Here is a 23,974-nt window from a genome sequence, read left to right on the forward strand (position 1 = left end):
GTAGAGTAAAATAAGTATATGAACAATACAAAATACGGCAAAGTAGCAGCAGGACATCAAGAAACGGCAAAGGCTGCATGGATGATATTAGAGGAAGGCGGCAATGCTTTTGATGCGGCAATGGCAGCGATTTTAGCAGCCTGTGTAGCTGAATCGGCTTCGATTTCTATTGGAGGAGGCGGATTTTTGTTGGCGCATCAGCCGAACGGTCAGCAGCATGTATATGATTTTTTTACACAAACACCAAAACAAAAAAGAACAGACGGTTTACTCGATTTCTTTCCTGCACACCTTCACTTCAAAGATACCATACAGACATTTCATATCGGCTTGGCTTCAGTAGCTACGCCAGGCATCATTGCAGGTTTGTATAAAGTTCATTCCGAATTGGGGAGTATTCCCTTCAAAGTCATTGCAGAACCTGCCATTACCTTGGCAAAAAATGGTGTGGTCTTAGATGATTTTCAGCAGAATATACTGGGACTGCTCTATCCCATTGTTTGCGAATCAGCAGAAGGAAAGGCCATTTTTTTGAAAGAGGATGGAGAATTGAAGCAAAAAGGAGAGGAGGTGCACATTGCAGGTTTAGCGGATACACTCTATGTTTTAGCAAACGAAGGACAGAGGGAATTTTACGAAGGTGAAATAGCTGAACGGATTTGCAGAGATGCACAAGAACTGGGCGGGCATCTGACCCCACAAGATTTCAAAGAATACCAAGTTATTCGCCGAAAGCCATTGCAGCTAAACTACCGAGATTTTCAGTTTTTGACCAATCCCCCTCCAAGTGCAGGAGGCATTTTGATTGCATTTTGTTTGGAGTTGCTCCAATCTTATGATTTGCAAAACCTAAAGTGGGGCAGCAATGAGTACATCCAACTACTTGGGGAAGTGATGAATAGCATGAATTTGTCCCGCAAAAAATCATTGGATGCCTTCCTTCATCAACCCGATATTGTCCAGCATTTTCTGCAAAAGCAAAACCTCAGTTCCTACCTTCAATCACTCACCAAAAAAGCGGACAAACTGGGTAGTACGACTCACATTAGCGTGATGGACAAACACGGAAATGCGGTCAGCACTACCATTTCGTCTGGAGCAGGGAATAGCTATTTTGTGCCAAAAACGGGAATTATGATGAACAACATGCTCGGTGAAGCAGACCTAAATCCCAACGGATTTCACCAATGGATTCCCGACCAACGTATGTCGTCCATGATGGCACCTTCTATGTTGCTCAAAAACCGACAAGCCCGTTTGGTCTTGGGTTCAAGCGGGTCGAACCGCATTCGCTCGGCTGTTCTTCAAACGATTCTACATTGGACAGATTATCAAATGCCTTTGGAAGAGGCGATTCGGTGCGCTCGTTTGCACATTGAAGGAAGGCAATGGAATATCGAAAAGGGTTTTGATGAAGAATCACTTTCTAAGCTGCAATTGCCTTCAAATTGGGAAAAGGTGCTTTGGTCGGAGCAAAGTATGTTTTTTGGAGGAGTCAATGCGATTGCAGCAGATGCGAAAGGCAATTTGGAAGGAGTAGGAGATGAACGGCGTTTTGGGGTGGTCATGGGAAGTTAAAATCACTAGCAAAATAATTGTTTTAAGAACAAAAATTCGTGAATAAACTAAATATTTTGTAATTTTATTGTTGATTTTAGTAATTTGCAAAAAAAAGTATTTCAAAATGGCAGAAGAAAAAAAATCAGTAATTGGATCTATTATTTGGCATGACCTAACTGTTCCAAATGCCGAAGAAGTCAAAAATTTTTACACCGAAGTCGTTGGTTGGACTGCAAGTCTATATTCTGGCTACGATGACTTCAATATTCACCAAGAAGATGGACAAGTGATGGCAGGCATTTGTTATGCTAAAGGTAGTAATGCCAACATTCCACCACAATGGTTAATGTATGTGACAGTGGCAAATGTGGAGGAGTCGGCTGCAAAGTGTGTAGAAATGGGCGGTAAAATTTTAGATGGTCCTCGAATGATGGGGAACAATAATTTTTGTGTGATTCAAGACCCTGCTGGAGCCGTAATGGCATTGATTGAAGGTTGAGAGATAAAAGTTGAAATCAGAATGAATAATAATTTTTAGGGGTTAAAAAATTGATAATGAATTAACTATGAAATTATTTTGTAGCTTTATTCGGTTGTGTTTTTTGAAATAAATATTTTTTTTGAGAAAAAACTTCCCAAATTTTTGGTGGTTCTCGTCTATGAAGGGCGTAACAAATAATTGTTAAACCTTTTAAAATTTTTAAACCATGAGAACCTTTCAAATTTTAATTTTCTCTCTATTTGTATTTCTTTTTAGTGTTCAAACTGCAAATGCACAGCGCAGAACCAATCCTAAAATTGGTAATTTCAAAGCTGTAAATGTTCAGGTAAATTCAACTACTTTGGTAGTGAATGGGATTCCTGCCGAAGAGTATCAGTCTTATTTTAACAGCTATACCAAGCGAGGCTATCGCCCAGTGGCAATTGACGGATTCTTGCACCGCGCTGGTGTGGCCAATAATGGTTCAACCGAAACATACTTCAACGTGATTTTTGAATTGGACAAGACTACTTTTGCTTCTTACCACGGATTGACAGGAGCTGCTTACCAACAAAAATTCAATGATTTGACAGGAAAAGGCTATCGTTTATCCTTCATTGAGAGCTACTTGCAAAATGGAGAAATTCGCTATGCGCCTATTTTTACCAAAGAAGTTGGTCCTGCATGGAAAGCTGTACACGGATTGACACAAGCTGCTTATCAAAAGAAATTTAATGATTTCTTGGCTGATGGATACCGTCTGGTCAATCGCTCGGTGGTCATCAAAGGTGGTCAAAAGTATGTAGCTGCCCTGTTCGACAAAGCAAATGTTGGATCATGGGTTGCCAAATCCAATCTAAGCGTAGCCGCTACACAAACAGAGATGGAACAACAAAAGATTGCAGGTAAAAAAGTTGCTTACATGGATGTGACACAGGAGACAACTTCAAAAATCACTTTTTCGCCCATCTTTGACAAAGCTCCTCACAATGCTTGGTATGCACTCAACAATTTGACAGACGCTCAATTGAAAGCAGAAATCGCTAAAGCAAACAACAACGGCTATAAAACGATTTTGGTGATGGGTTTTGATAAGTCTTTGTTGATTAATGGAAATGAAGTCAATCAAATTCAATATGCGGCAGCATGGGTGAAATAATTGGAAAATAGAAATGTAAGTGCAAATGGAATGTCCGCCAAGACTTCGAAAGAAGTTTTGACGGGCTTTTTTTTGTTAAGTCTTAGCTATTTTTGTATTTTACCCTCCACAAAAAACTCCAAAAAATTTCCAACATGAAAAACGTTTTTGACTCAAAGGATGTCGCAGAAATTATTGAACGTATTCATAATCTCTCTCCAAAAACTCAGGGTCTGTGGGGCAAAATGAGTGTTGGTCAAATGTTGGCGCACTGCAATGTGGTCTATGAGATGACTTATGAAGACAAACACCCTAAACCGAATGCTTTCGTGAAGTTTATGCTCAAAATGTTTGTCAAAAATGGTGTAGTGGGCCCAAAACCTTATCCCAAAAATAGCCGAACTGCCCCTCAATTTTTAATGACCACCGAAAAAGACTTTGAAGCAGAAAAAAAACGACTGATTGATTACCTCACCAAAACCCAAACTCTCGGTGCAACTCATTTTGAAGGCAAAGAATCTCACTCCTTCGGTCCGCTTACCAAAAACGAATGGAATGTGATGTTTTACAAACATTTAGACCATCATTTGACACAGTTTGGCGTGTAGAAGTGTCTATTTCTCCAGCCACAACTGTATTCTTGGAATATTACCTCCTGAGCCTTCCTTTAAACTCAAGCCCATACGAGTTGCCTTCACCGTAGCATCGCTTGTTTGATCACCAAAAGTTGCAATAAAGTGTAGGTTGTTCTGCAATTGAAGGGTGTATTCTGGTACATTGATGAAACCTGAATGTACTTTTTGCATGGTCAATTCCCAAGAAGAAGTTCCCTCATATTTTTTACCATTGTTTTCAAAAGAATAAGATACCTGTTTTTCACCGAATTGAAATGTACCCAGTTTTCCCGATTCCTGTTGAGTCTCTCCTTTTGTAGGCATGGGCAGGTAGGCTTTGGTGACAGCCCAGTTGCCGATAAGCGACTCTTGTGCGTGTTGTAGTTTTGATTTACTGCAAGAAGAAAAAAAGAAAACAGTGATGCAGAGAATCAACAATTGATGTAAGTATTTCATGAGTTGGTTATTGGTTATTACTTATTTGTGACTGGTGATTAGTTATTATGTACCAATCACTAATTCACCTTCTCTAACTCAAATAATGAGTTGTATTTCAATATGTTGACATATTTGTTTTCCAGATAGTCAGTAGGTGAAAAACTTTGGTTGTATTGATTGGAGGAAGCTCCATTGAAATAGAAGTTGTTGAAAGTTCCTTTTATTTCACTTTTATCCAGTTTACCTTCGATTCTTTCACCGTATTTGTGGTAATTGCGGGCGAAGTAAGTAATCAAATCGTAACCTGTATTTGCGTTGTTGGAAGGATGGGTTTTGAAAGTATTGAGGTAATCTTCCCTAAATTTTTGGTGACTCAATTCATTGGAATTGTACCAGAAAGGTACGGTAATGTGAAAATTGAGGTTTGCCAAATAATCCAATTGCAGAGTGCTCATTTTCATCCAGTTGGGCATTCCAAAAACAGTAATTCGATAGCGACTCTTGAGCATATTTAGTTTGCGGAGTAAATCGTTGATAAACAATTCATCAAAAGAAGTCACCACAATCACATTCTCTTTGTTGGGTGATAAATGTGCTTCAATGCTTGTTTCGGAATCTTCAATCGAACTAACTACCTGTGTGACATCCACATAGCCATATTTTTCTCTATTGGCAGCATTGACAGTTGCAAATCGGTAAAACAGGCTCGCTAAATTGGTTTCATTGGGTTTTGAAGTGCTCAATGCCAATATATTGCGGTTTGGATAAGTATTCACAATGTAGTCAAACATGGCGGCACATTGTGTTTCTATCGTTGGGGTAGCCATCAAATAATAAGGATTATTGGTCGTTATTTTGTCGGAAGGAGAAAGCGGAGAAACTGCATAAATCCGATTTTGCTTGGCAAATTTGGCAACTTCGGTGAGTTGTTTGTTGTAAATAGGGCCAATTATCAAATCACTTGCCTTCATTTCGGGTTTCGCCAAAATGTTATTTACCTCAAAGGGGCTATTTTGAGTGTCATATACCTGAACATTTAACGAAATTCCCTCGTTCTTCAAGTGTTCCAAACCTATTTTGATGCCTTCATAAAACTCTGCTGACAAGTTGGTTTTTCTGGGAATAGAATCCATGCTGTCCATTGTCGGATTGTATTCATTGAGTTGAAAAGGCAACATTATCGCAATATTTGGAGCATAAGGCCGAGCTTCAACATCGGGAATCTCATTCAGTCCAGAATTTTTATCTGTCGGAATGATAATTATTGTAGAACCATTATTGGTTGATTCTGAATCAGTTTTTACCTTCGTTGGAGGAGGAATAGGTTTTGGAGTAATATCTATCGGCAATTCATTGTTCGTATTGGTATTTGTTTGAGTACCTTGCGTCTTTTTTGCGCCACTGCCGCAAGCACCTATTAGGAGGCAGATACATAATAGGCAGATACATAAATGGATTTGGTTTCTGAACATGGAAAATCAACATTAAGATGAAAATGAAAATCAAATTTTGACAGATTGTTCAGACTTCTAAAATTTTTCAAGATTTCAGAAGTCTCATTGAGCGGCTTTCAGCTTTTAGACCAAAACAATTTGGACAAAGTTAAATAAACAATTCTCAATTCTCAATAAAGGCTTATTTTTGCACACTATGAAAGTTGGTATTTTATTCGGTGGTCGGTCTCGTGAACGAGAAATATCCTTTGCAGGAGGTAGAACGGTCTATGACAATCTTGATAAAAGTTTGTTTACAGCGGTTCCCATATTTGTGGACAGTTTTGGTAATTTTACCTTGCTGGATTGGCAATATGTGTATAAAGGCAGTGTGCGTGATTTTTATCCACCTGCCGAGTTTTTGCCTTCATCACCCAATGTATTCCAAATTTATGCAGAAAGTTTGGAGCTGACTACCAAAGAACAACAAATCGAACTCCTCCAAAAAATAGGGAAACCTATTGCAACTTCCGAACTCCCAAAGTACATTGATTTTGCTTTTTTGACACTGCATGGAGCTTATGGAGAAGATGGTAGTATTCAGGGTTTGTTACAATATTTGGACATTCCTTACACTGCTTCGGGGATTTTGCCTTCTGCAATTGGTATGAACAAAGTCTTTCAAAAACGCATGATGCAAGGTGGCGGTTTTGAAGGGCCTGTTTTTTGGAATGTCAAAAAGGAAAAATGGCTGCAATTGGCTGCAAATCAGGAGGCAGCGAAATCTTATTTTGAAGAAATCAAGGCGAAGGTTGGCTTTCCAATGGTCATAAAGGCCGCAAATCAAGGTTCTTCAATTGGTGCCATGATTTTGACGGAAAATAATTGGCAAACTTTTGCAGAAAATTTGAATAGGGCTTTCTTTCTCGAAGATATGACGCATAGCCGATGGACTGCAATGGGCAAAGAAGCTCAAATTGATTTTGTCCGCAATTTGGTCGACATTCGGAGTGGCTTGGGTTTGCCATTGCAGGTAAACATTGCAGGTGAAAAAACAAACCCTTCAACGATATTTCACCCCGAAAAACTCCTCTCTTTCCTTCAAAATCATTTCAATGGTAGTGCCGCAACTTTGCGGCTTGCTGCGTATGACACAGAAAAAGAGGTGATTATCGAGGAATTTTTGAAAGGAAAAGAGTTTTCTTGTATTGTATTGAAGGACGAAAAAGGAGAATTATTGGCTCTGCCGCCTACCGAGATTCGCACAGGTCACAATATATATGATTACCGCTCCAAATACTTGCCAGGAATGTCCCGAAAGGTGACACCAATTGAATTGGAAGATGCTGCCATTGAAGCGATTCGAAGCAAATGCAAGCGATTGTTTGATTTTTTCCAGTTTCACACGTATGCACGTATTGACGGATTTTACACCGAAAAAGGTGAGATTTTCCTCAACGACCCCAATACAACATCAGGAATGTTGCCGAGTTCTTTTTTCTTTCATCAAGCGGCAGAAATCGGCTTAAATCCCTCACAGTTTTTGACTTATATCATTCGTTCTTCGCTGCAAGAACGAATGGAAGATATTCCTAATAATTTCGGTTTTGCTGACCTATTGCCTCAATTGGATGCTAAAATAGTTTCCCTTCAATCGCAGAAGAAATTGAAGAAAAGGGTAGGTGTTGTTTTGGGCGGTTACTCGACTGAGCGTCACATTTCGGTAGAAAGTGGGCGCAATATTTACGAAAAATTGGCTTCATCGGAGAAGTATTTACCGATTCCCATTTTTCTGACAGGTAATGATGAACACTACGAACTGTACGAAATTCCCATTAACATTTTGCTGAAAGACAATGCTGATGATATCAAAGACAAAATTGACCACTTCAAAAAGCATCCCATAGTCGAACAAATAAAAGAGGAGGCTGGTGACATTATCCAAAAATATACTTCTGGTGAGGTAGTGAATGAACCGCAGGCAATTAGCGTTGCAACTTTGGCAGAAAAAGTGGATATTGTATTCATAGCTTTGCACGGAAGACCTGGGGAAGATGGTCATTTGCAGTCGGATTTGGAGAAATACAATCTACCCTATAATGGTTCTGGTGTGACGAGTTCGAATAGGACGATTGACAAATATGCTACAAATCAACTCTTGAAAAAGCATGGTGTGTATGTAGCAGACCAGTTGTTGGTGCGCTTAGATGATTGGATGAAGAATCAGGAAGAAACAATAGATGACATCGGCCAAACGTTTAAATATCCGTTGATTGCCAAGCCTTCAGACGATGGTTGTAGTTCGGCAGTAAAAAAGATTCGGACGAGAGAAGAATTGAAGGCGTATCTTCAGTTGATGTTTCGAGCGGAGGAGAATTTTGATAGATTGGGGGCAGTTGGAAAAGTTTTACATTTGCAGCCCAATGAAGAGTTTCCCCAAAAAGCACATTGTTTGATTGAAGAATTGATTGAGCAGAAAGATGCCGTGCATTTTTTGGAAGTGACAGGTGGATTGTTGACCCATTTTGAAGAAGGTAAGATTCGCTATGAAATGTTTGAACCTTCTGAAACCTTGGCAAGTGAGGATATTTTGTCATTGGAGGAGAAATTTTTGGCGGGACATGGACAGAACATTACGCCTGCTCGATACGATAAAAATCCTACAAGAAGGGATGAAATTGCAGCGAAGGTGAAAGCTGATTTGCAGAAAGTTGCAGAAATATTGGAGGTGGAAGGATACGCTCGTATTGATGCTTTCGTTAAAGTATTGAAGAATGGCGAGGTGCAGACGTATGTGATTGAAGTGAACTCGCTGCCTGGCATGACACCTGCTACGGCTATTTTTCATCAATGTGCATTGAATGGTTATACGCCTTATGCATTTATTGATGCGATTTTGGAATATGGGTTTGTGAAAAGGAGTGTTGAAGTGTTGGAGTGTTAATGTGTTGGAGTATGGATGTTTTTGTGTGTTATAATAAGTATTAGACTTTGGACGAAACATTAAAGACATAAGAAAAAAAGTTTTAAATCATTGACAGCAAAAGAATTTAATGAAATTTTATTGGGAATGCAATTTGCTCATAACCAAATATTTAATTCTTTTGTCTTTCTGCTTATGTCCTTCGTCCAAAGTCCAAATTAAGTAGGAATACTTGAAAAAAAAATATTTTTTGGATACAAAAAAACACTTCATTTTGAAATTGTCGAAACTAAAAACAGGATGCCAAGGGATGACAAAAAGACTCTAAAACATTATCAAACATAAACACAAAGAAAACACCAACACATTAATACAATCCAGACATTAATACAAAAAAATATGGCAACTATTTTAGGTAATTCACTTTGGAAGCATTTGATTGCTATTGGTTTAGCGAGTGTGATAGCGGTATGGCTCATTTTTTGGGGCATGGGAATCTATACGAATCATGGAGAGAGTATTACCGTTCCTGATTTGCGAGAAATGACATTGGAGCAAGTGAAAAGACATCTGAAAACAAAAGATTTGCGTTATACCATTTTAGATTCTACTTATATCAGAGGGAAACTGCCCGAAACGGTCATCGAACAAGATCCAAAACCGGGAGCAAAGGTGAAAGAGAATCGCCGTATTTATTTGACTATCAACTCTAAAACTCCTCCAATAGTAGAGATTCCAAATATCATTCAAGCTTCACTGCGTCATGCCGAAAAGCAACTGCAAAGTGTGGGTTTGGAAGTAGGTGAATTGGAGTATGTGCCGTATAAGTACAAAAATTTGGTGCTGAAAATTAAGTTAAATGGTGCAGAAATTGAGCCTCAAACGAAAGTAGAAAAAGGGAGTGCCATTACCTTGGTTTTGGGGAATGGATTGGGGAATACCCGAATTCCTGTGCCTACTCTGGTGGGCTTGTCCTTTTTGGAGGCACGAATTGCCATTCAAGGGATGTCGCTGACCGTTGGAGCAGTGGTGAGAGAGGATGATGTGCGAGAAACGGATTCGGATAGGGCGATTGTTTACCGCCAAATTCCTGCTCCTGGAGATGGTACAGAAATCACAATTGGTGAGCCTGTGGATTTATTTTTACGTTCACCGTATAGCCAGCCTCGTGAAACGGAAATAATTCCTGAATATGAAGAAGAAGTGGGTGATTCGGTCGAAGTAAATCCTTTGGATGGCCCTGATAATTAGTGAGTAGCGATTGGATGATTAGTAATTGGTGAATTAATTGAAAATCATTGATATAAATAAATAAAAATTTCAAAAACCTTAGTCGTTTAAATAAAAAATTTAAATGAACCATTTTTGTATCCAACTGCTTCAATTCATTCGTATTGAAAAACCAATCAACTAATATTAATAATCGAATGAGTACAAAATATCATTCGATGAATAGCAAAAAACAGCAAAGTATTTTTTTATGATAAAGCAACTATTGATATTTTCCACCATTTTATTGTTTAGCATTGGCGTTTCTGCACAAGAAAAACTAATGCCTTTACCATTCAACAATAGTTATCCATCAAATAGTCTTGAAAAAGGGTTTCAGTTTGATTACGATTTTGTGTGTAATCCCGAACAACGAGTGAGTTTGCAGGTAACAGCATTTACGAAACCCGATTGCGGAGCGCAAGACGGCAATGGGTCGGTTACCTTGCGAGTTATCAATGGACCTGTTAATAGTGCATATAATTTCACTTATCAAACTGTTAATAACGAAACGGTTACTCAATCTTCAAACAGCAATACCTTTACTTTTTCTAACCTTTCGGCTGGCCCATACATTTTTACGGTTACTGGAGTTGAGATTGCGGATAAATTAGAATTGTGGTATCCATTGGACAATGTGAATACACAACCTATTCCTGCTATTCAGGGTAATTTTGTGAAGCGGGATGTTTTTTGTGATAATCTGGGTTCAATTGGTTTTTCATTTGACATTACCGACCGTGCTTTGCCTATTTTTAGATGGTTTGATGGGGCGAGAATGGGGACTCTATCTTCTCAAAATTTGCGGGTGGACTTGCCTCCAACATTGTATTATTTCCGAGATACGACCTCCAAAAGTGAATGTCACGCCTACCGAATATTTGAGATAGGAAGGGAGGCAACGATTGATACACTACCTTTTGTAGAAGATTTTTCGACTTCACTGTTGTATCCAGATTTGGCTGCTTGGGAAGATGATTTTGTGTTTGTAAACCAGACAATGGCCTATCAACCTTTGTCCATTGGAGTGGCTACCTTTGATGGTTTCAATCAGTTTGGACAACCTTATGCACCTATTCCGATTGAAGAAGGCGTTGGTTTGATTGATGGTACTGCCGATGTATTGACGAGCCGTCCTGTGTGCTACAATCGGATGGATGAATATGGAATGGTTACATCGGTTTTTGGTACGAATGACAATGAAGTGTTTCTGCGCTTTCAGTACCAGCCACAGGGGCTGGGGGATTATCCGAACAGCCGAGATAGCTTGAGGTTGGAGTTTTTGGGTGATGATGACAATTGGTACCAAGTTTGGAAGCTGAAAGGTCCTGCCAAAAATGAGCCGTTTTACCCTTTCAAGCCTGTGAGTGTGGATGTGAAAAACTTAGGTGATAGAACTGCTCTTCGTGTGGAAACGCACCTAGCCGTAAGGGATGATGAGAGTCAACCTTACCGTGATAGTTCTTATGTCAAATTAGATACCATTGCAGGGGTGAATTTTATTTTTGATGGTTTTCAGTTTCGCTTTAGCAACAAAGCAACGATTTCTGGCTTCAATGACCATTGGAACATAGACTATATTGAGTTTGATACAAAAGCTTTGGGAACTATTGACGACCTTACTCCTATTGGGTCGATTCCTTCTCTGTTGAATGATTATCAAGCGATGCCGTGGACACATTTTACTAACAATGTAGAATCATCTTTAAAAGAAAACTTATTCATACCTCTTAGAAATAATAGTACAGTAAATGAGATTGGAAAAACCGGAAAATTTACTGTGTTAGATGTATGTACAATTGATACATTGTATTCTGTTGAAAATCCTACTGTTGTGCTTTCGTCAAGGATAATTTTAGAGCCAATAGATGCAGGAGGAACGACTGCCCGTTTGTTTACAAGTATAGATACAGATATTAGTGATAAATTAAATACTGCTTTAGATAGAGATAGTGTAGTATTTGAGGTTATCTATCAACTTATTGACGATAAAGATCAGAACCAAGATAACAACCTACTCTATGGCTATCAAAAATTCTTCAATTACTACGCCTATGATGATGGAACTGCAGAAGTAGCCTATGGATTGGAAGGTTCGGAGTCTCAGTTGGCGATGGCTTTCAATGTATTGGAAGACGATGTTTTGCAGGCTATTCAAATCAATTTTGTCAATATGAACTCCAATGACGAAAAAAATTCACTTTCCCTAATGGTTTGGGATAGCATCGGTGTAGGAAGTAATAAATCCAACTTGATTTATTCAGAAGAAATTGATCTCAGTCCACAGTATGTTTCGCAGCGAAATGGTTTTTATACCTATGTTTTAGAAAACCCATTGCCTGTGAGTGCGGGTACAATTTATATCGGATATGAGCAAGACCTAAAAACGCAACTCAACTTGGGGTTTGACAGAAATCACGATGCAAGTAGTCATACTTTCTTTAATTCAACGAGTATATGGACACCTTCAATTTTGAATGGTTCGGTGATGATGCGGCCTGTATTTGGTAAACCTTTCAATGAACAAGATGTCAATGTGGGCATTGAAGAAGAAAACGTTTTGACCGAAAAAGTGGTGTTGTATCCCAATCCTTCAAATGACCGTATTTATTTCCAAGTGAAAGGTAATCAGTCTATTCAGTGGGTGCATATTTTTGATTTTTCGGGTAGGGTCATTGCAGAAGAATACCTCGAAAATGGAGGAGTCGATATTCGAGATTTGCCAAATGGTTTGTATTTGGTGAAAACCTACGATGCCGATTTGCAGGAAATGAGTATGCACAAGTTGTTGAAACAGTGATGTTAGATTAGATATTGAAAAATTGATTTGAATACGAAAAACAAAATATACATGCAAGATATTACTGTTGAAGAGTTAAAAAGCCGAATGGACAAGGAAGAAAACCTTTTTGTGATTGATGTTCGAGAGCCGTATGAGTATGAAGAATACAATATTGGTGCAGAACTGATTCCTTTGGGTGCCTTGATGAATTCGATTGACGATTTGGAGGATTACAAAAACGAAGAAATCGTAGTGCATTGCCGTTCAGGTGCAAGAAGTGGACAGGCGAAAGAAATGCTCAAAGCGGTTGGTTTTACCAAAGTTCGCAATTTGTTGGGGGGAATGTTGAAGTGGCAAGAATTGTATGGCTAATATTTTTGGTAAGCAGATAGGCTTCGGAAGTTTTCAAAAACTTCCGAAGTCTTTGTTTATATCAATCAATCACATAAATCGGTAAATCACCTAATTCGGTGTTGGTCATAAAAGGCATTTGTAGTTGATTTTTGCGCTGTTTGACCATATCTGGAACGGCTTTTTGGAGGTATTGATACAGTTCTTCAATAGTGAGGATACCGTTTCGATCTTTGTCGGCCTTGCCGTCTAATGCTTGCAGAATACCTTCGGTAAATGCGCCATTTTGCCATGCAGTATCTTCATACGAAGTCTGGTCTTCTTGACTAGAAGTGATCACACTTATCCCTTCTTTGGTGAGTCGATGCTGGTGAATCGCTTGGTTGATGGCACTTATTTGTGCCTTCGCTCCTCCGCTGTGACATGCATCAATAAACACTATTTTTTTGCCGGGGATAGACTTCAAACTTTCTGCCAAATCGTTGTAGGCTATCGAAGTTGTTTTTTTGCGAATAGGATCATAATTATCGGCTTGTAGGTAGAAATCATCTTGGTAAACATAACCATGAGAAGACATAAAAAGAATCACAACATCTCTCCCGCCAACTGTATGTGTATATTGATACGCTTCTAATAATCCTTCTATTTTGGTTTTTGTGGCATTTTTTCCCAATAGTGAAGTTGTGTTTACTTTGCCGTATAATTTTCCTTCTTGATTTTTGAAGGCTTCCGCAAAATCCTGTGCATCTTTTTGTGTAAATTGAAGATTGACAGGGCTTGTGCCGATGGTAATAATGTGTAAATTGGGTTTTTCGGCAGAATAAAAAACCTTAAAGACTTCGGAGCTGACCGTATTTCCTTCTTTTTTTACCTTCACTTCAATGCGGTTTTCACCTGATTGCAGTTGCAGACTGTTTTGATAGGTGAACTGGTTTTGATGTGAAACGAGTTGAACTTCATCAAATTTGGAGGCTGAGTACTTTTTCTCATTGACAAAAACTTCAAAATCGCTGGCTTTCAACACAAGAGATGATATCGCCTTGAGCCGAATGTTCAAGCGGTCTTTGTCGGTGTTCATCATGGAATTGTGAAAATCTATGGGGTCAGGCTGTTGCCAAAAAATCTGGATAGAGGAGGAGGTTGAATTGGTCTTTGAAGTAATTGGTGCTGTATTGTTATTGTTTGATGAGTTAGAAGTAGTTTTGGGCGAAACTTTATTTTCTGTTTTGCTTACAGGATTTTGTGCAACATAAGGATTTTGAAAGGTATTTTTTGAAGGTTCCTTTCCTGCAAAAACAGCCATCCAAGCATCGCTTTTTTCGTTCATGAAGTAGTTTTGATTTTGAAAACCTGCTACTGCAAAACCACCGTCTTGTGTAGAACAAAGTGTATTGGCTTCATCCGATTGAACACCTCCATACACCTTATCATTTAGTAATTCTCCATTTTTTCCAATCTCCAACAACCATATATCTCTATTACCAGCACCTTTTGAAGCCGTATGACCTGCAATGATAAAATGACCATTGTGGTGAGCCAACAGCGCATTTGCACTTTCTCCAGCAACTCCACCATAATTTTTTTGCCACTGAATTTGACCATTTGCATCGGTTTTAACAAGCAGCACATCAAAGGAATTTTGAGCATCTTGTCCCCATCCTACCATCGCAAAACCCTTGTCTTCGGTGGCTACCAAATCCATAGCTGCACTCGAATTGAAGGTATGGAAATTTTTGTCCCAAATAATTTGTCCACGATTATTTGCCCGAATCAAACAAACTGCATCTAAATTAGATAGAGGAGAAGTGGTAATTCCTCCAATCACAAAATCGCCGTTTTCGGTTTGTACCAAAGAATATCCTTCATCTCTCGAACCACCGTCAAAAGTTTGTTGCCATTCTAGATTACCGCTCGCATCGGTTTTGAGCAGCCATAAATCTGCCAAGAATTTTCCATTAGGGATTGTTGCTCCTGTAATCGCAAAACCACCATCAGAAGTCTGAATGATGTCCATACCTCTGTTATCAGCCAAACCCAATTGATAGGTTTTCTCCCAAAGTAAATTTCCATTTGCATCGGTTTTGATAATCCACAACTGTGTGGTTTCCAACCAAAAATTGGCTTGATGCCCCACTGCTATCAGCCCTCCTTCTTTGGTTTCGATGATGGCATTGGCCACCTCTTCACCATTTTTGCCGTGTGTTTTTTCCCAAAGTAAAGTTCCTTTATTATCAACCTTAGCGAGCCAAAGATCATATTCGCTCGTGCGCCCCATCATTGAGCCAGCCATCACAAAATTGCCGTCTGCGGTTTGTATAAGGTCATTGACTTTCTGTGCCTTTTTGTGGGTATAATTTTTTTGCCACAGCTGTTGCTGCAATGTTTGGGAAAGTAAGTTGTAGGGCATGAAGGATGCCCAAGTGAGGAAAAACAATGCAAATATCTTCTTCATCGGTATTAGGATTTTGAGTGATGAATCGGAGTGGCAGGCAAGAATAAATCACCCAAATAGTAGAAGACAATTTGGGTGATTTGTAGCAAAATGTCAAATTTTAATTAATTCATGGAAAAAGTAGGTGCAAAACCTTTGGCGTGAATCCTCAATCTTTCTAAGCCTCTATCCTTGATTTGCCGCACACGTTCACGACTGACTCCAATGTGTTCTGAAATATCGGTCAGTGATACAGGGTGCTGTCTGCCAATGCCGTAGTACATCGCAACAATGGTTGCTTGTCGAGGCGTTAGTTTTTTAAGTAATTGCTCTACCTCTATTTTCTGAGATTCGTGTACTGCTACATCGTGATCAGGTTGAAGAATATTGTTATCCTCCAATAAAGAACCCAATGAAGCATCACTTTCATCGCCAACAGGGGCATCCAAAGATTGACAAAGTTTGTAATTGCTCAAACTTTTTTTCACCACTGTTTCCGTAAAACCCGTTGCTTCTGCCAATTCTTCGGTAGAAGGTTCTCTACCTTCTTGCTGCATAAAAACAATGATTTGTTTCATCACCTTGCTAGTAGCGGCTTTTTGATTCAGAGGAAGACGAATTTTTCGGGCTTTCTGATTGATAGATTGAATAATACACTGTCGAATCCACCATACTGCGTAGGAAATAAATTTGAAGCCCCTTGTTTCATCAAAACGACCTGCTGCTTTTATCAAACCAATATTTCCCTCGTTTATCAAATCGCCCAACCATAGGCCCAAATGTTGGTATTGTTTGGCAACAGAAACAACAAAACGCAAATTGTGATTGACTATCCGCAACAAAGCATCCTCGTCTCCCGCTCTAATTTTGCTAAACAATTTGTATTCTTCATCTGGTGTTAGTACATCATATCTTGAAATTTCGGTTAGGTATTTTTCCATTGATTTCTCATCCCGACGAGTAATCGAACTCGTAATCTTTAATGCTCTCATAAATACAATTTGGTTAAAATAAAAAAGCCATTATTATTGTTGTGAAAACAATAACCTCAGTATATCGCAAAAAATATTGGAAATACGAAATAATCAGAGGTTTTTTTTCTAAAAAGAATAGATTTAAGTGATTTTCAGTATTTTTTGTCTGAAGTGAGTGCTTAACTTTCTTTAACTGAATCAAGATAATCTACTTTAATTCGATTACGTTTTAGAGTCAGATTGTATGGAAAGGAGAACAGAAATCAAAAGAAGAAATATCTGTTACCTTTTCTGAAAAATGGGTTTCATTAATGACAGACATTCTTTGATTTTCAAGTAATCCTTCGGCAATTTTTTCTCGTAGATATTGATAGTACACAAAAAAGCCGTTGAGCAAATTAAACAAACAAAAGCTTGCAGTGTCTAAAAAATATTGAAGAAAAATTGTGTGAATTGACTCATTTTTTAATTTTTGGCATGGTATTCATCAATATGTTTACAAACCACTTAAAAGTCCACAGTTATGACCTACTCAAAAATAAACATATCCAATAAACACGAAGAAGTTCCTAACTTCTCCTTCAAATTGATATTGTTAATCCTTACTGTCATCGCTGCATTGAGTGTTAACATCTTAATCTTCAATACCAACAACTCCTCTAATTTAGAAGCTAATAGTATTCTTTCTCCCATTACTACTGAAATGGTTATTTTGGTGAAATAGTTTTCACTGTGTTCAAATTTCTACCTCCAAGAGTTTTTCCAAATCTACTTTTAGCTGCTGCGGACTCGAAAAGTGAATTCCCTTAATCCCTACCGCCTCTGCACCTTTCACATTCTTCAATGAGTCGTCAATAAAAACAGCTTCTTCCGCTTTCACTTCAAATCGCTCCAACAAAATTTCGTAAATTCTCGCATCGGGCTTAATCACCTTTTCTTCCCCCGATACCACAATTCCTTCAAACAACTGCAAAAAAGGATACAAGACCCTCGCAAATGCAAAAGTTTCGTGCGACCAATTGGTCAGTGCATAAATGCGGTATTCGGGTATTTCCTTCAATTTCTCCAAAATCTCTACTGTTTCGTCCAACAAACCTCCCAACATTTCGACCCAACGTCCATAGTACGCCCGAATTTCTTGTTCATACTGAGGATATTGATCCACCAATAGCTGAGTGCCTTCCCACAATGGTCGCCCTCTATCATGCTCAATGTTCCACTCATTCGTACAGATTTCCGACAAAAATTCGTTTATTTTCGTTTCAGAATCGAAAATTTTTCGATACAAATATTTTGGATTCCAGTCGACAAGCACACCACCCAAATCAAAAATGATGGTATTTATTGAAGTTTTTTGATTCATTCTTTTTTAGATTTGATTTTGAAGTTATTTTCTATTCCATTTCTTTGCTACCCATTTATCCTGTTCAGTTTTGGAAAAAAATGTCCATGCCAGAATGCGGCTTTTTTTATTTCCTTGACCCATCTCAATCGTTTTCACTTCAACAGCTCTCGCCTTTTCAAGTGCGCTGTAAAAACGTTTCAAGTGAGATTCCTTTGATACCAAAGTGGAAAACCAAAAACAAGTATTGGAGAAATGTTTGCTTTGAAAAATCATGTCTTGCACAAATTTTTTCTCACCACCCTCTGTCCAAAGCTCCCTTTTTTGACCTCCGAAATTTGAAACAGGTTCAGATGTTTCAAATTTCGACAAGTTCCTCAATTTTCGGAGTGTGCCAGCTTGTGCTTCCTCTAAAGAACTGTGGAAAGGAGGGTTGCAGATTACCAAGTCTATCCGTTCTTCTTTATCCAGCACTTCGTAAAAAATATTTCTGGGATTGGGCTGCCAACGACAATCAATTTTTCCATGCAAAGAAGGATTGGCTTGAATGATATTTTTGGCGGATTTAATGGCCGTAAAATCCACATCCGTACCAATGAAAGTCCAACCATATTCTTTGTTTCCAATCATTGGGTAAATGCAATTTGCTCCCACTCCAATGTCTAATACCTTTACCCTTTTGCCTTTCGGAACTTTACCTTCGTTTTGACTCGCCAACAAATCTGCAATGTGGTGAATGTAATCGGCTCTGCCAGGAATGGGCGGACACAAATAGTTTGGAAAAATATCCCAAAACTCGATGCCATAATAATACTTCAAAAGCGCAGTATTCAAGGTTTTCACCGCTTCGGCATCAAAAAAATCAATGGTTTCGTTTTGGTATTGGTTCACAAACACATAATCGGCCAAGTCGGGAGAGCTTTTGATTAACTCTTTGAAGTTGTAGCGTTCACGGTGTTTGTTTCGAGGGTGAAGTTTGGATTTGGAGGTATTTTTTTCTTGCGACATGATTTTGTATTTCTTTTGGAGGCAATTTAGGGTTTTTTTGCGTCTATTTTTGGATAGACGTTATTATAAGCTTTATTCTTTTATTAAATATGGGCGAATCAGGTAATTTCTTATTTTCTCTACGCCAATTTTAGTTTCTTCCGTTGCAGAATTGGCAATTACCATAACCGCCAGATTGTGCTTCCTCAAAATAAGGTTCAGACAATAAAACGTATCAGCACTTCCAGTATGACTACTTAACTCATCTTCAAACTGATTGACCGAATACCAACCAATAGAATACTCAGAGGTGGCTTTGTTGACATAGTGAAGATACTCATAAAATGAAGTATCGTATTCATCGTCAAGCCCGTTCAGTCCTCTGAGGTTTTTCTGAATGAACTTGGAATAATCCAGCACCGACATACTAATATTGCCTGCTGGTGATAAAATGGGGTCTATTTGGTAAGTACCATTTGGGTCGGTAGGCACTAATATTTGTGTTTTTTCATCCCACAAATGCCCCCAAACCTTATGCTCATTGTTTTCGGCGGAAGGCCAACCAAATGTAGCCTCAATACCCAGTGGTGCAAAAACTTCTTCTTCCATCAATTCTTCCCAAGATTTATTTGTGACCTCCTCCATCATTGCTGCTGCAACTGCATATCCTGCATTGGAGTACCTAAATCCTGCTTTTTTCTGAGTTTTATCAAAAGATACAGGTTTTTGTTGAAGCACCCATTGTGCAAAATCATGCCGCCGTTTTTTAGCATTTTGTTCTGTAAATCTCTCCAATGAAATCCAATCTTCACCAGTAACGAATGGTGGAAGCGTACTTTGGTGAGAAAGCAATTGCTTCAAAGTGGTTTTTCTATAAGCTTTTTGAATATTTGAAAGGAATGATGGAAAAATATCTGCTATGGTGGAATTCCATTGAAGTAAGCCTTTTTCAACTAATATGCCTGCCAAAAAGCCTGTCATTGCTTTGCTGCAAGAACCCAAGTGCATCTTACAATCAGTATCTATCCTCACCCGTTCTCCCAACTTCACAATACCCGCAACAGCCAAATTTAAGGTCGTATCGCTTGATATAAAGGCAACGCTAACACCTGGAATGGGGTATTTTTCTATAGTGTTTTCTAAATACACTTGCAAACTATCGTTGTTGATTTTCACCTCAACCTTGCTTTGTGAGTGCATCAGTTGAGTACTCAATAGCATAAAAACGAATAGGAAGGTGTATGTCAAGTTTGAAAATTTTGATCCACAAATAAATAATAAACAAAGATTTGTGTTAGTTGTTCCTGCAAAAATGAAAAAAGCCACAGATGGTGTGTGAACAATGTTTCCACATTCTTTTTTTAACCACACAGTGAAATTTTCAAATTAGTTCAGACCTGTGCCTTTAAAAAATAAATACTATTTCTTGTATTGGCGTAGGTACTTTTGACTGTTCTTTTTCCCCGAGAAATTGGGATTTCGCATTCGCTCAACTTGATAAAAAGAACCAAAAATCAAGAAGGGTCAAATCCCTGTTTCATGCTCCAAGAACTTGGCAAAAACTTAAAGGCACAGATAGAATTTGTTCAGACCTATACCTGTGAGTGTTGAGGTTGAATTTGTCTTTTCTTTATACCACTCTCTCAGGATAATCCACCCCCAACCTCACCCCAACATAGCGCTGTTCCGCCTCATTCATTTTGTAGGGTTCATGCACATAAGTCGTAGGCAATTTTTGAAGTTCAGGACACCATGTTTTCACATAGTCGCCATTTGGGTCGTAGCGTTTGGCTTGTGTTAGCATGTTGAAGTAGCGGTTTGGGCGAGGGTCGTTGCCAATGCCTGCTACATAGTTCCAATTGCCGTAATTACTACAAGGGTCGTAGTCAATAAGTTTAGACTCAAAATATTCTGCTCCCATTCGCCAATCTAAACCCAAATCTTTCACCAAAAAACTCGCCACATTTTGCCGCCCACGATTTGACATAAAACCCGTTGCAGTCAATTCCCGCATATTTGCATCCACAAACGGAATACCCGTTTGCCCTTTACGCCATTTTTCAAACAATTCAAAATCTTGTTTCCTCTTCAAATTCACCCGCTTCAAACCCCTTTTTTTGAAAATATCACTTTCGTATTTCATCGCCACAAAGCGAAAATAATCCCGCCAAGCCAGTTCAAAAAAGAGCCAATAAGTGGACTTATTTTCTTCAATTTCAGATTCGTATCGCTTCAATTCTTCAAAAATACTTCGAGGTGAAATGCAGCCATTGGCGAGCCAGGGCGAAAATTTGGAGGAATAATCTCCGCCCAACATACCGTTTCTAGTTTCCTTGTAAATGCTCAACTGTTTGCTTTCCCAAAAATAATACTTCAATCGCAGCCATGCCTGTGTTTCACCTCCTTTGAAAGGCAAAACGGCTCGTTTATCATTTTCAGGTGACTGCAAACCCAAATCTTGCAGAGTAGGCAAGTCACCAGAATTGATATCGGGCAGCAAATTGATTTTTTCGGGAATGGGAAAAGTCGGACGAATCTCCATTTTTCGCTCCATTTTTTGGCGAAAATTGGTGAATACATCGGGGAGTTCGTCAATCGCAAAGGGCAAATCATCGTAGTGAAAAAGCGTGCTGCCCCAAAAAAAGCGCATCGGTATGCCCTCACTTTGCAGGTGACGCTCCAAAGCATCTTCCACTCCAATTTCTTCATCCGTAGCTTCTTGATGACAATATACCGCTTTGACATTGTGGTATTTAGCCAAGGCAAAAACAACTGCTTCGGGTTCGCCAGAACGGATAATCAAATCACCTCCCAAATCTCGCAGTGCATATTGCAGATCTCGCAGACTTTGCAGCAAGAACTTGGCTCGAAAATCACCCGTTTTGGGAAGCCCAAAATGTTCGGTTTTTCCGAATAGGCGTGGATCTATGCAGTAAATCGGTAGGACGTGTTCGGCTTCTTGCACAGCTTTGTAGAGTGCTTCGTTGTCACGAATTCTCAAGTCGTTTCTAAACCAAACGATGATGGTATTTGACGGCATGTATTGTATAAAATTGAAGAGAATTTAGGCAAATTCAAATGTGATTTCAATTTCAATTAAATAATGGATTGTGAATTGACTAAAATTCAAGATTGGCTAATTTAATATTTTAGTTTGCCCAGAGTGGCGAGTTAGAATATATAAGTTTTATACTCTGTGCTTGAATTATTTACTTTCAGGCATTTAAAATCTTTCGTTCAAAGTCTAAAATAGTAGAAAACCGAAATTTTAGAAATTTCGGTTTTCTATGGTTACTTTTTAAAATTGAATTTGCATTTTAAATTTACCTTACTGCTTCAACTTCAATACCACCAATCCCAAAGGAGGCAAAGTAAGGGAGATTTCTTGTTTGAAACTATGTCGTAAATTTGGCTTGGTAAGCACACCTCCTTCCGCACAAGCACGAACACCACTTCCTTGGTATTTTTTGGCATCACTGTTGAAAATCTCCTCGTAAGTACCTGCTTCTGGAACGCCAATTTCATACCCCTGCAATACTCGTGGGGTAAAGTTTCCAATCACTACAACCGTATCCTCCGTTTCTTTTCCTTTTCGCACATAAGAGAATACGCTATTAGTAGCGTCATTGTGGTCAATCCATTGGAAACCAGCATCTGAGAATTGAAGTTCGTGGAGGGCTTTCTCGTTTTTGTAGAGGTGGTTGAGGTCTTTGACCGCTTCTTGGACACCTTTGTGGAAGTCGAATTTCAGTAAATCCCAATCCAAACTTGCGTCAAAATTCCATTCTTTGTATTGAGCTATTTCGCCTCCCATAAACAACAATTTTGCACCAGGATGGGTGAACATATAACTGAACAACAAGCGAAGGTTGGCAAATCGCTGCCATTCGTCTCCTGGCATTCTGGTCAAGAGTGAACCTTTTCCATAAACGACTTCGTCGTGTGAAAGGGGCAACATAAAGTTTTCGTGGAAAGCATAAATGATGCTAAAACTCAACTTGCCTTGGTGAAAACGACGGTGCATCGGGTCTTCTTTGAAGTACTTCAAGGTGTCGTGCATCCAACCCATCATCCATTTCATCCCAAAACCCAAACCTCCATCATACAATGGGCGAGATACGCCAGGCCAAGCAGTAGATTCTTCTGCAATGGTCTGCGTGTCAGGATAATTGGCATAAACGGCTGCATTGAATTCTTTAATCAAAGAAATTGCCTCTAAGTTTTCACGACCACCATACACATTCGGAATCCATTCACCTTCTTTTCGAGAATAATCCAAGTAAAGCATAGAAGCTACTGCATCAACCCTCAATCCGTCTGCATGGTATTTGTCAAGCCAAAACAAAGCGTTGCTTATCAAGAAAGAACGCACCTCGTTTCGTCCATAATTGAAAATAGCACTTTTCCAGTCGGGGTGAAATCCTTTGCGAGGGTCAGCGTGTTCGTAGAGGTGTGTGCCATCGAAACGTGCCAAACCGTGTGCATCTTCTGGAAAGTGGGAGGGAACCCAATCCATAATTACCCCAATACCGTGTTGGTGCAATTGGTCAATGAGGTACATAAAATCTTCAGGTGTTCCGAAACGGCTGGTAGGTGCAAAATAGCCCACAATTTGATAGCCCCAAGATGGACCATAAGGATGCTCCATCACTGGCATGAATTCAACGTGTGTGAAACCCATTTCTTGAAGATAAGCAGGGAGTTGATTTCCCAAATCTCGGTAGGTGAAAGGCATATTGTTGTCGGGATAACGCCTCCATGATCCCAAGTGCATTTCATAGACCGAATAAGGTTGTTCGAGTTGTTTTCCAGCCTGTTCTTTGCGGGTTTCCAACCATTGTTTGTCCTGCCATTCGTAGTCCATATCCCAAACGACAGAAGAAGTGTTGGGAGGTGTTTCCCAATGCAAGGCAAATGGATCACTTTTTTGCAGCACTTCGCCGCTGTGTTGGTTCACTATCCGATATTTATACAATTCTCCTTTTCCAATATGGGGAACAAAGCCTTCCCATATACCTGAGCCATCCCATCTTGGACTCAATCCGTGACTATTGGCATTCCAACCATTGAAGCCTCCTATCACAGATACTTTTGAAGCATTGGGAGCCCACACTGCAAAATAAACGCCGTCAGTGCCTTCGTGTTGGACGAGGTGTGAACCCAATTTTTCGTACAAACGGTAGTGTTTTCCACTTCTGAATAATTCAATATCAAAATCTGTGAATAAAGTCATCCAAGTTGTTTTTGTTTC

18 protein-coding genes are annotated in these 23,974 nt (G+C 39.2%); 9 read left to right on the forward strand and 9 right to left on the reverse strand.

All coding sequences use genetic code 11. The annotated features are described in order from the left end of the window. Positions 1 to 18 precede the first annotated feature (18 nt). The 4 genes from ggt (at position 19) to R3E32_00805 (ending at position 3,787) form a co-directional block, all read left to right on the forward strand. On the forward strand, positions 19 to 1,578 hold the full coding sequence (gene ggt, locus R3E32_00790) for a gamma-glutamyltransferase (protein ID MEZ4883239.1): 1,560 nt from the start codon (positions 19 to 21) through the stop codon (positions 1,576 to 1,578). A 106-nt stretch (positions 1,579 to 1,684) separates the two neighbouring features. Further along, positions 1,685 to 2,059 carry a VOC family protein gene (locus R3E32_00795; protein MEZ4883240.1) on the forward strand — a complete coding sequence of 125 codons (375 nt, stop codon included), beginning with the start codon at positions 1,685 to 1,687 and terminating at the stop codon, positions 2,057 to 2,059. Between the two features lie 208 nt (positions 2,060 to 2,267). Further along, positions 2,268 to 3,200, forward strand: coding sequence for a hypothetical protein (locus R3E32_00800; GenBank protein ID MEZ4883241.1), 933 nt, complete (start codon positions 2,268 to 2,270; stop codon positions 3,198 to 3,200). Between the two features lie 134 nt (positions 3,201 to 3,334). Then, entirely contained in the window at positions 3,335 to 3,787 is a 453-nt protein-coding gene (locus R3E32_00805; protein MEZ4883242.1) for a DUF1569 domain-containing protein, read from the forward strand. Between the two features lie 6 nt (positions 3,788 to 3,793). Here R3E32_00805 and R3E32_00810 read toward each other — a convergent pair whose 3' ends face one another. Beyond that, positions 3,794 to 4,249: a hypothetical protein gene (locus tag R3E32_00810; protein MEZ4883243.1), complete on the reverse strand. Its 456-nt coding sequence runs from the start codon at positions 4,247 to 4,249 to the stop codon at positions 3,794 to 3,796. A 59-nt stretch (positions 4,250 to 4,308) separates the two neighbouring features. Further along, positions 4,309 to 5,703, reverse strand: coding sequence for an ABC transporter substrate-binding protein (locus tag R3E32_00815; GenBank protein ID MEZ4883244.1), 1,395 nt, complete (start codon positions 5,701 to 5,703; stop codon positions 4,309 to 4,311). A 178-nt stretch (positions 5,704 to 5,881) separates the two neighbouring features. On the opposite strand from R3E32_00815, the gene R3E32_00820 reads away from it, so the two are divergent. The 4 genes from R3E32_00820 (at position 5,882) to R3E32_00835 (ending at position 13,010) form a co-directional block, all read left to right on the forward strand. Continuing rightward, entirely contained in the window at positions 5,882 to 8,608 is a 2,727-nt protein-coding gene (locus R3E32_00820) for a hypothetical protein (GenBank protein ID MEZ4883245.1), read from the forward strand. A gap of 378 nt (positions 8,609 to 8,986) precedes the next feature. Next, positions 8,987 to 9,838, forward strand: a complete 852-nt coding sequence (locus tag R3E32_00825; protein MEZ4883246.1) for a PASTA domain-containing protein — start codon at positions 8,987 to 8,989, stop codon at positions 9,836 to 9,838. 229 nt (positions 9,839 to 10,067) lie between these two features. After that, a complete protein-coding gene (locus tag R3E32_00830) occupies positions 10,068 to 12,656 on the forward strand; it encodes a T9SS type A sorting domain-containing protein (protein ID MEZ4883247.1) in 2,589 nt (862 codons plus the stop codon). 51 nt (positions 12,657 to 12,707) lie between these two features. Further along, complete coding sequence (locus tag R3E32_00835; protein MEZ4883248.1) at positions 12,708 to 13,010, forward strand: rhodanese-like domain-containing protein; 303 nt, start codon at positions 12,708 to 12,710, stop codon at positions 13,008 to 13,010. A gap of 61 nt (positions 13,011 to 13,071) precedes the next feature. Here R3E32_00835 and R3E32_00840 read toward each other — a convergent pair whose 3' ends face one another. Further along, positions 13,072 to 15,441, reverse strand: a complete 2,370-nt coding sequence (locus tag R3E32_00840; GenBank protein MEZ4883249.1) for a caspase family protein — start codon at positions 15,439 to 15,441, stop codon at positions 13,072 to 13,074. A gap of 104 nt (positions 15,442 to 15,545) precedes the next feature. Next, positions 15,546 to 16,412 carry an RNA polymerase sigma factor RpoD/SigA gene (locus R3E32_00845; protein MEZ4883250.1) on the reverse strand — a complete coding sequence of 289 codons (867 nt, stop codon included), beginning with the start codon at positions 16,410 to 16,412 and terminating at the stop codon, positions 15,546 to 15,548. A 505-nt stretch (positions 16,413 to 16,917) separates the two neighbouring features. On the opposite strand from R3E32_00845, the gene R3E32_00850 reads away from it, so the two are divergent. Continuing rightward, entirely contained in the window at positions 16,918 to 17,118 is a 201-nt protein-coding gene (locus tag R3E32_00850; protein ID MEZ4883251.1) for a hypothetical protein, read from the forward strand. 12 nt (positions 17,119 to 17,130) lie between these two features. Here the strand turns inward: R3E32_00850 and R3E32_00855 are convergent, their stop codons facing one another. The 5 genes from R3E32_00855 to glgB form a co-directional block, all read right to left on the reverse strand. Next, positions 17,131 to 17,757 (reverse strand): HAD family phosphatase, encoded by a 627-nt coding sequence (locus R3E32_00855; GenBank protein MEZ4883252.1) that lies wholly within the window; start codon positions 17,755 to 17,757, stop codon positions 17,131 to 17,133. A gap of 24 nt (positions 17,758 to 17,781) precedes the next feature. Beyond that, complete coding sequence (rlmF, locus tag R3E32_00860; protein MEZ4883253.1) at positions 17,782 to 18,744, reverse strand: 23S rRNA (adenine(1618)-N(6))-methyltransferase RlmF; 963 nt, start codon at positions 18,742 to 18,744, stop codon at positions 17,782 to 17,784. A gap of 72 nt (positions 18,745 to 18,816) precedes the next feature. Then, positions 18,817 to 19,971, reverse strand: a complete 1,155-nt coding sequence (locus tag R3E32_00865) for a serine hydrolase domain-containing protein (GenBank protein ID MEZ4883254.1) — start codon at positions 19,969 to 19,971, stop codon at positions 18,817 to 18,819. Between the two features lie 382 nt (positions 19,972 to 20,353). Beyond that, entirely contained in the window at positions 20,354 to 21,763 is a 1,410-nt protein-coding gene (locus tag R3E32_00870) for a DASH family cryptochrome (protein MEZ4883255.1), read from the reverse strand. Between the two features lie 288 nt (positions 21,764 to 22,051). Continuing rightward, on the reverse strand, positions 22,052 to 23,956 hold the full coding sequence (glgB, locus tag R3E32_00875; protein MEZ4883256.1) for a 1,4-alpha-glucan branching protein GlgB: 1,905 nt from the start codon (positions 23,954 to 23,956) through the stop codon (positions 22,052 to 22,054). Positions 23,957 to 23,974: the final 18 nt, after the last annotated feature.

The organism is Chitinophagales bacterium, assembly GCA_041392475.1.
Lineage (GTDB): Bacteria > Bacteroidota > Bacteroidia > Chitinophagales > UBA2359 > JAUHXA01.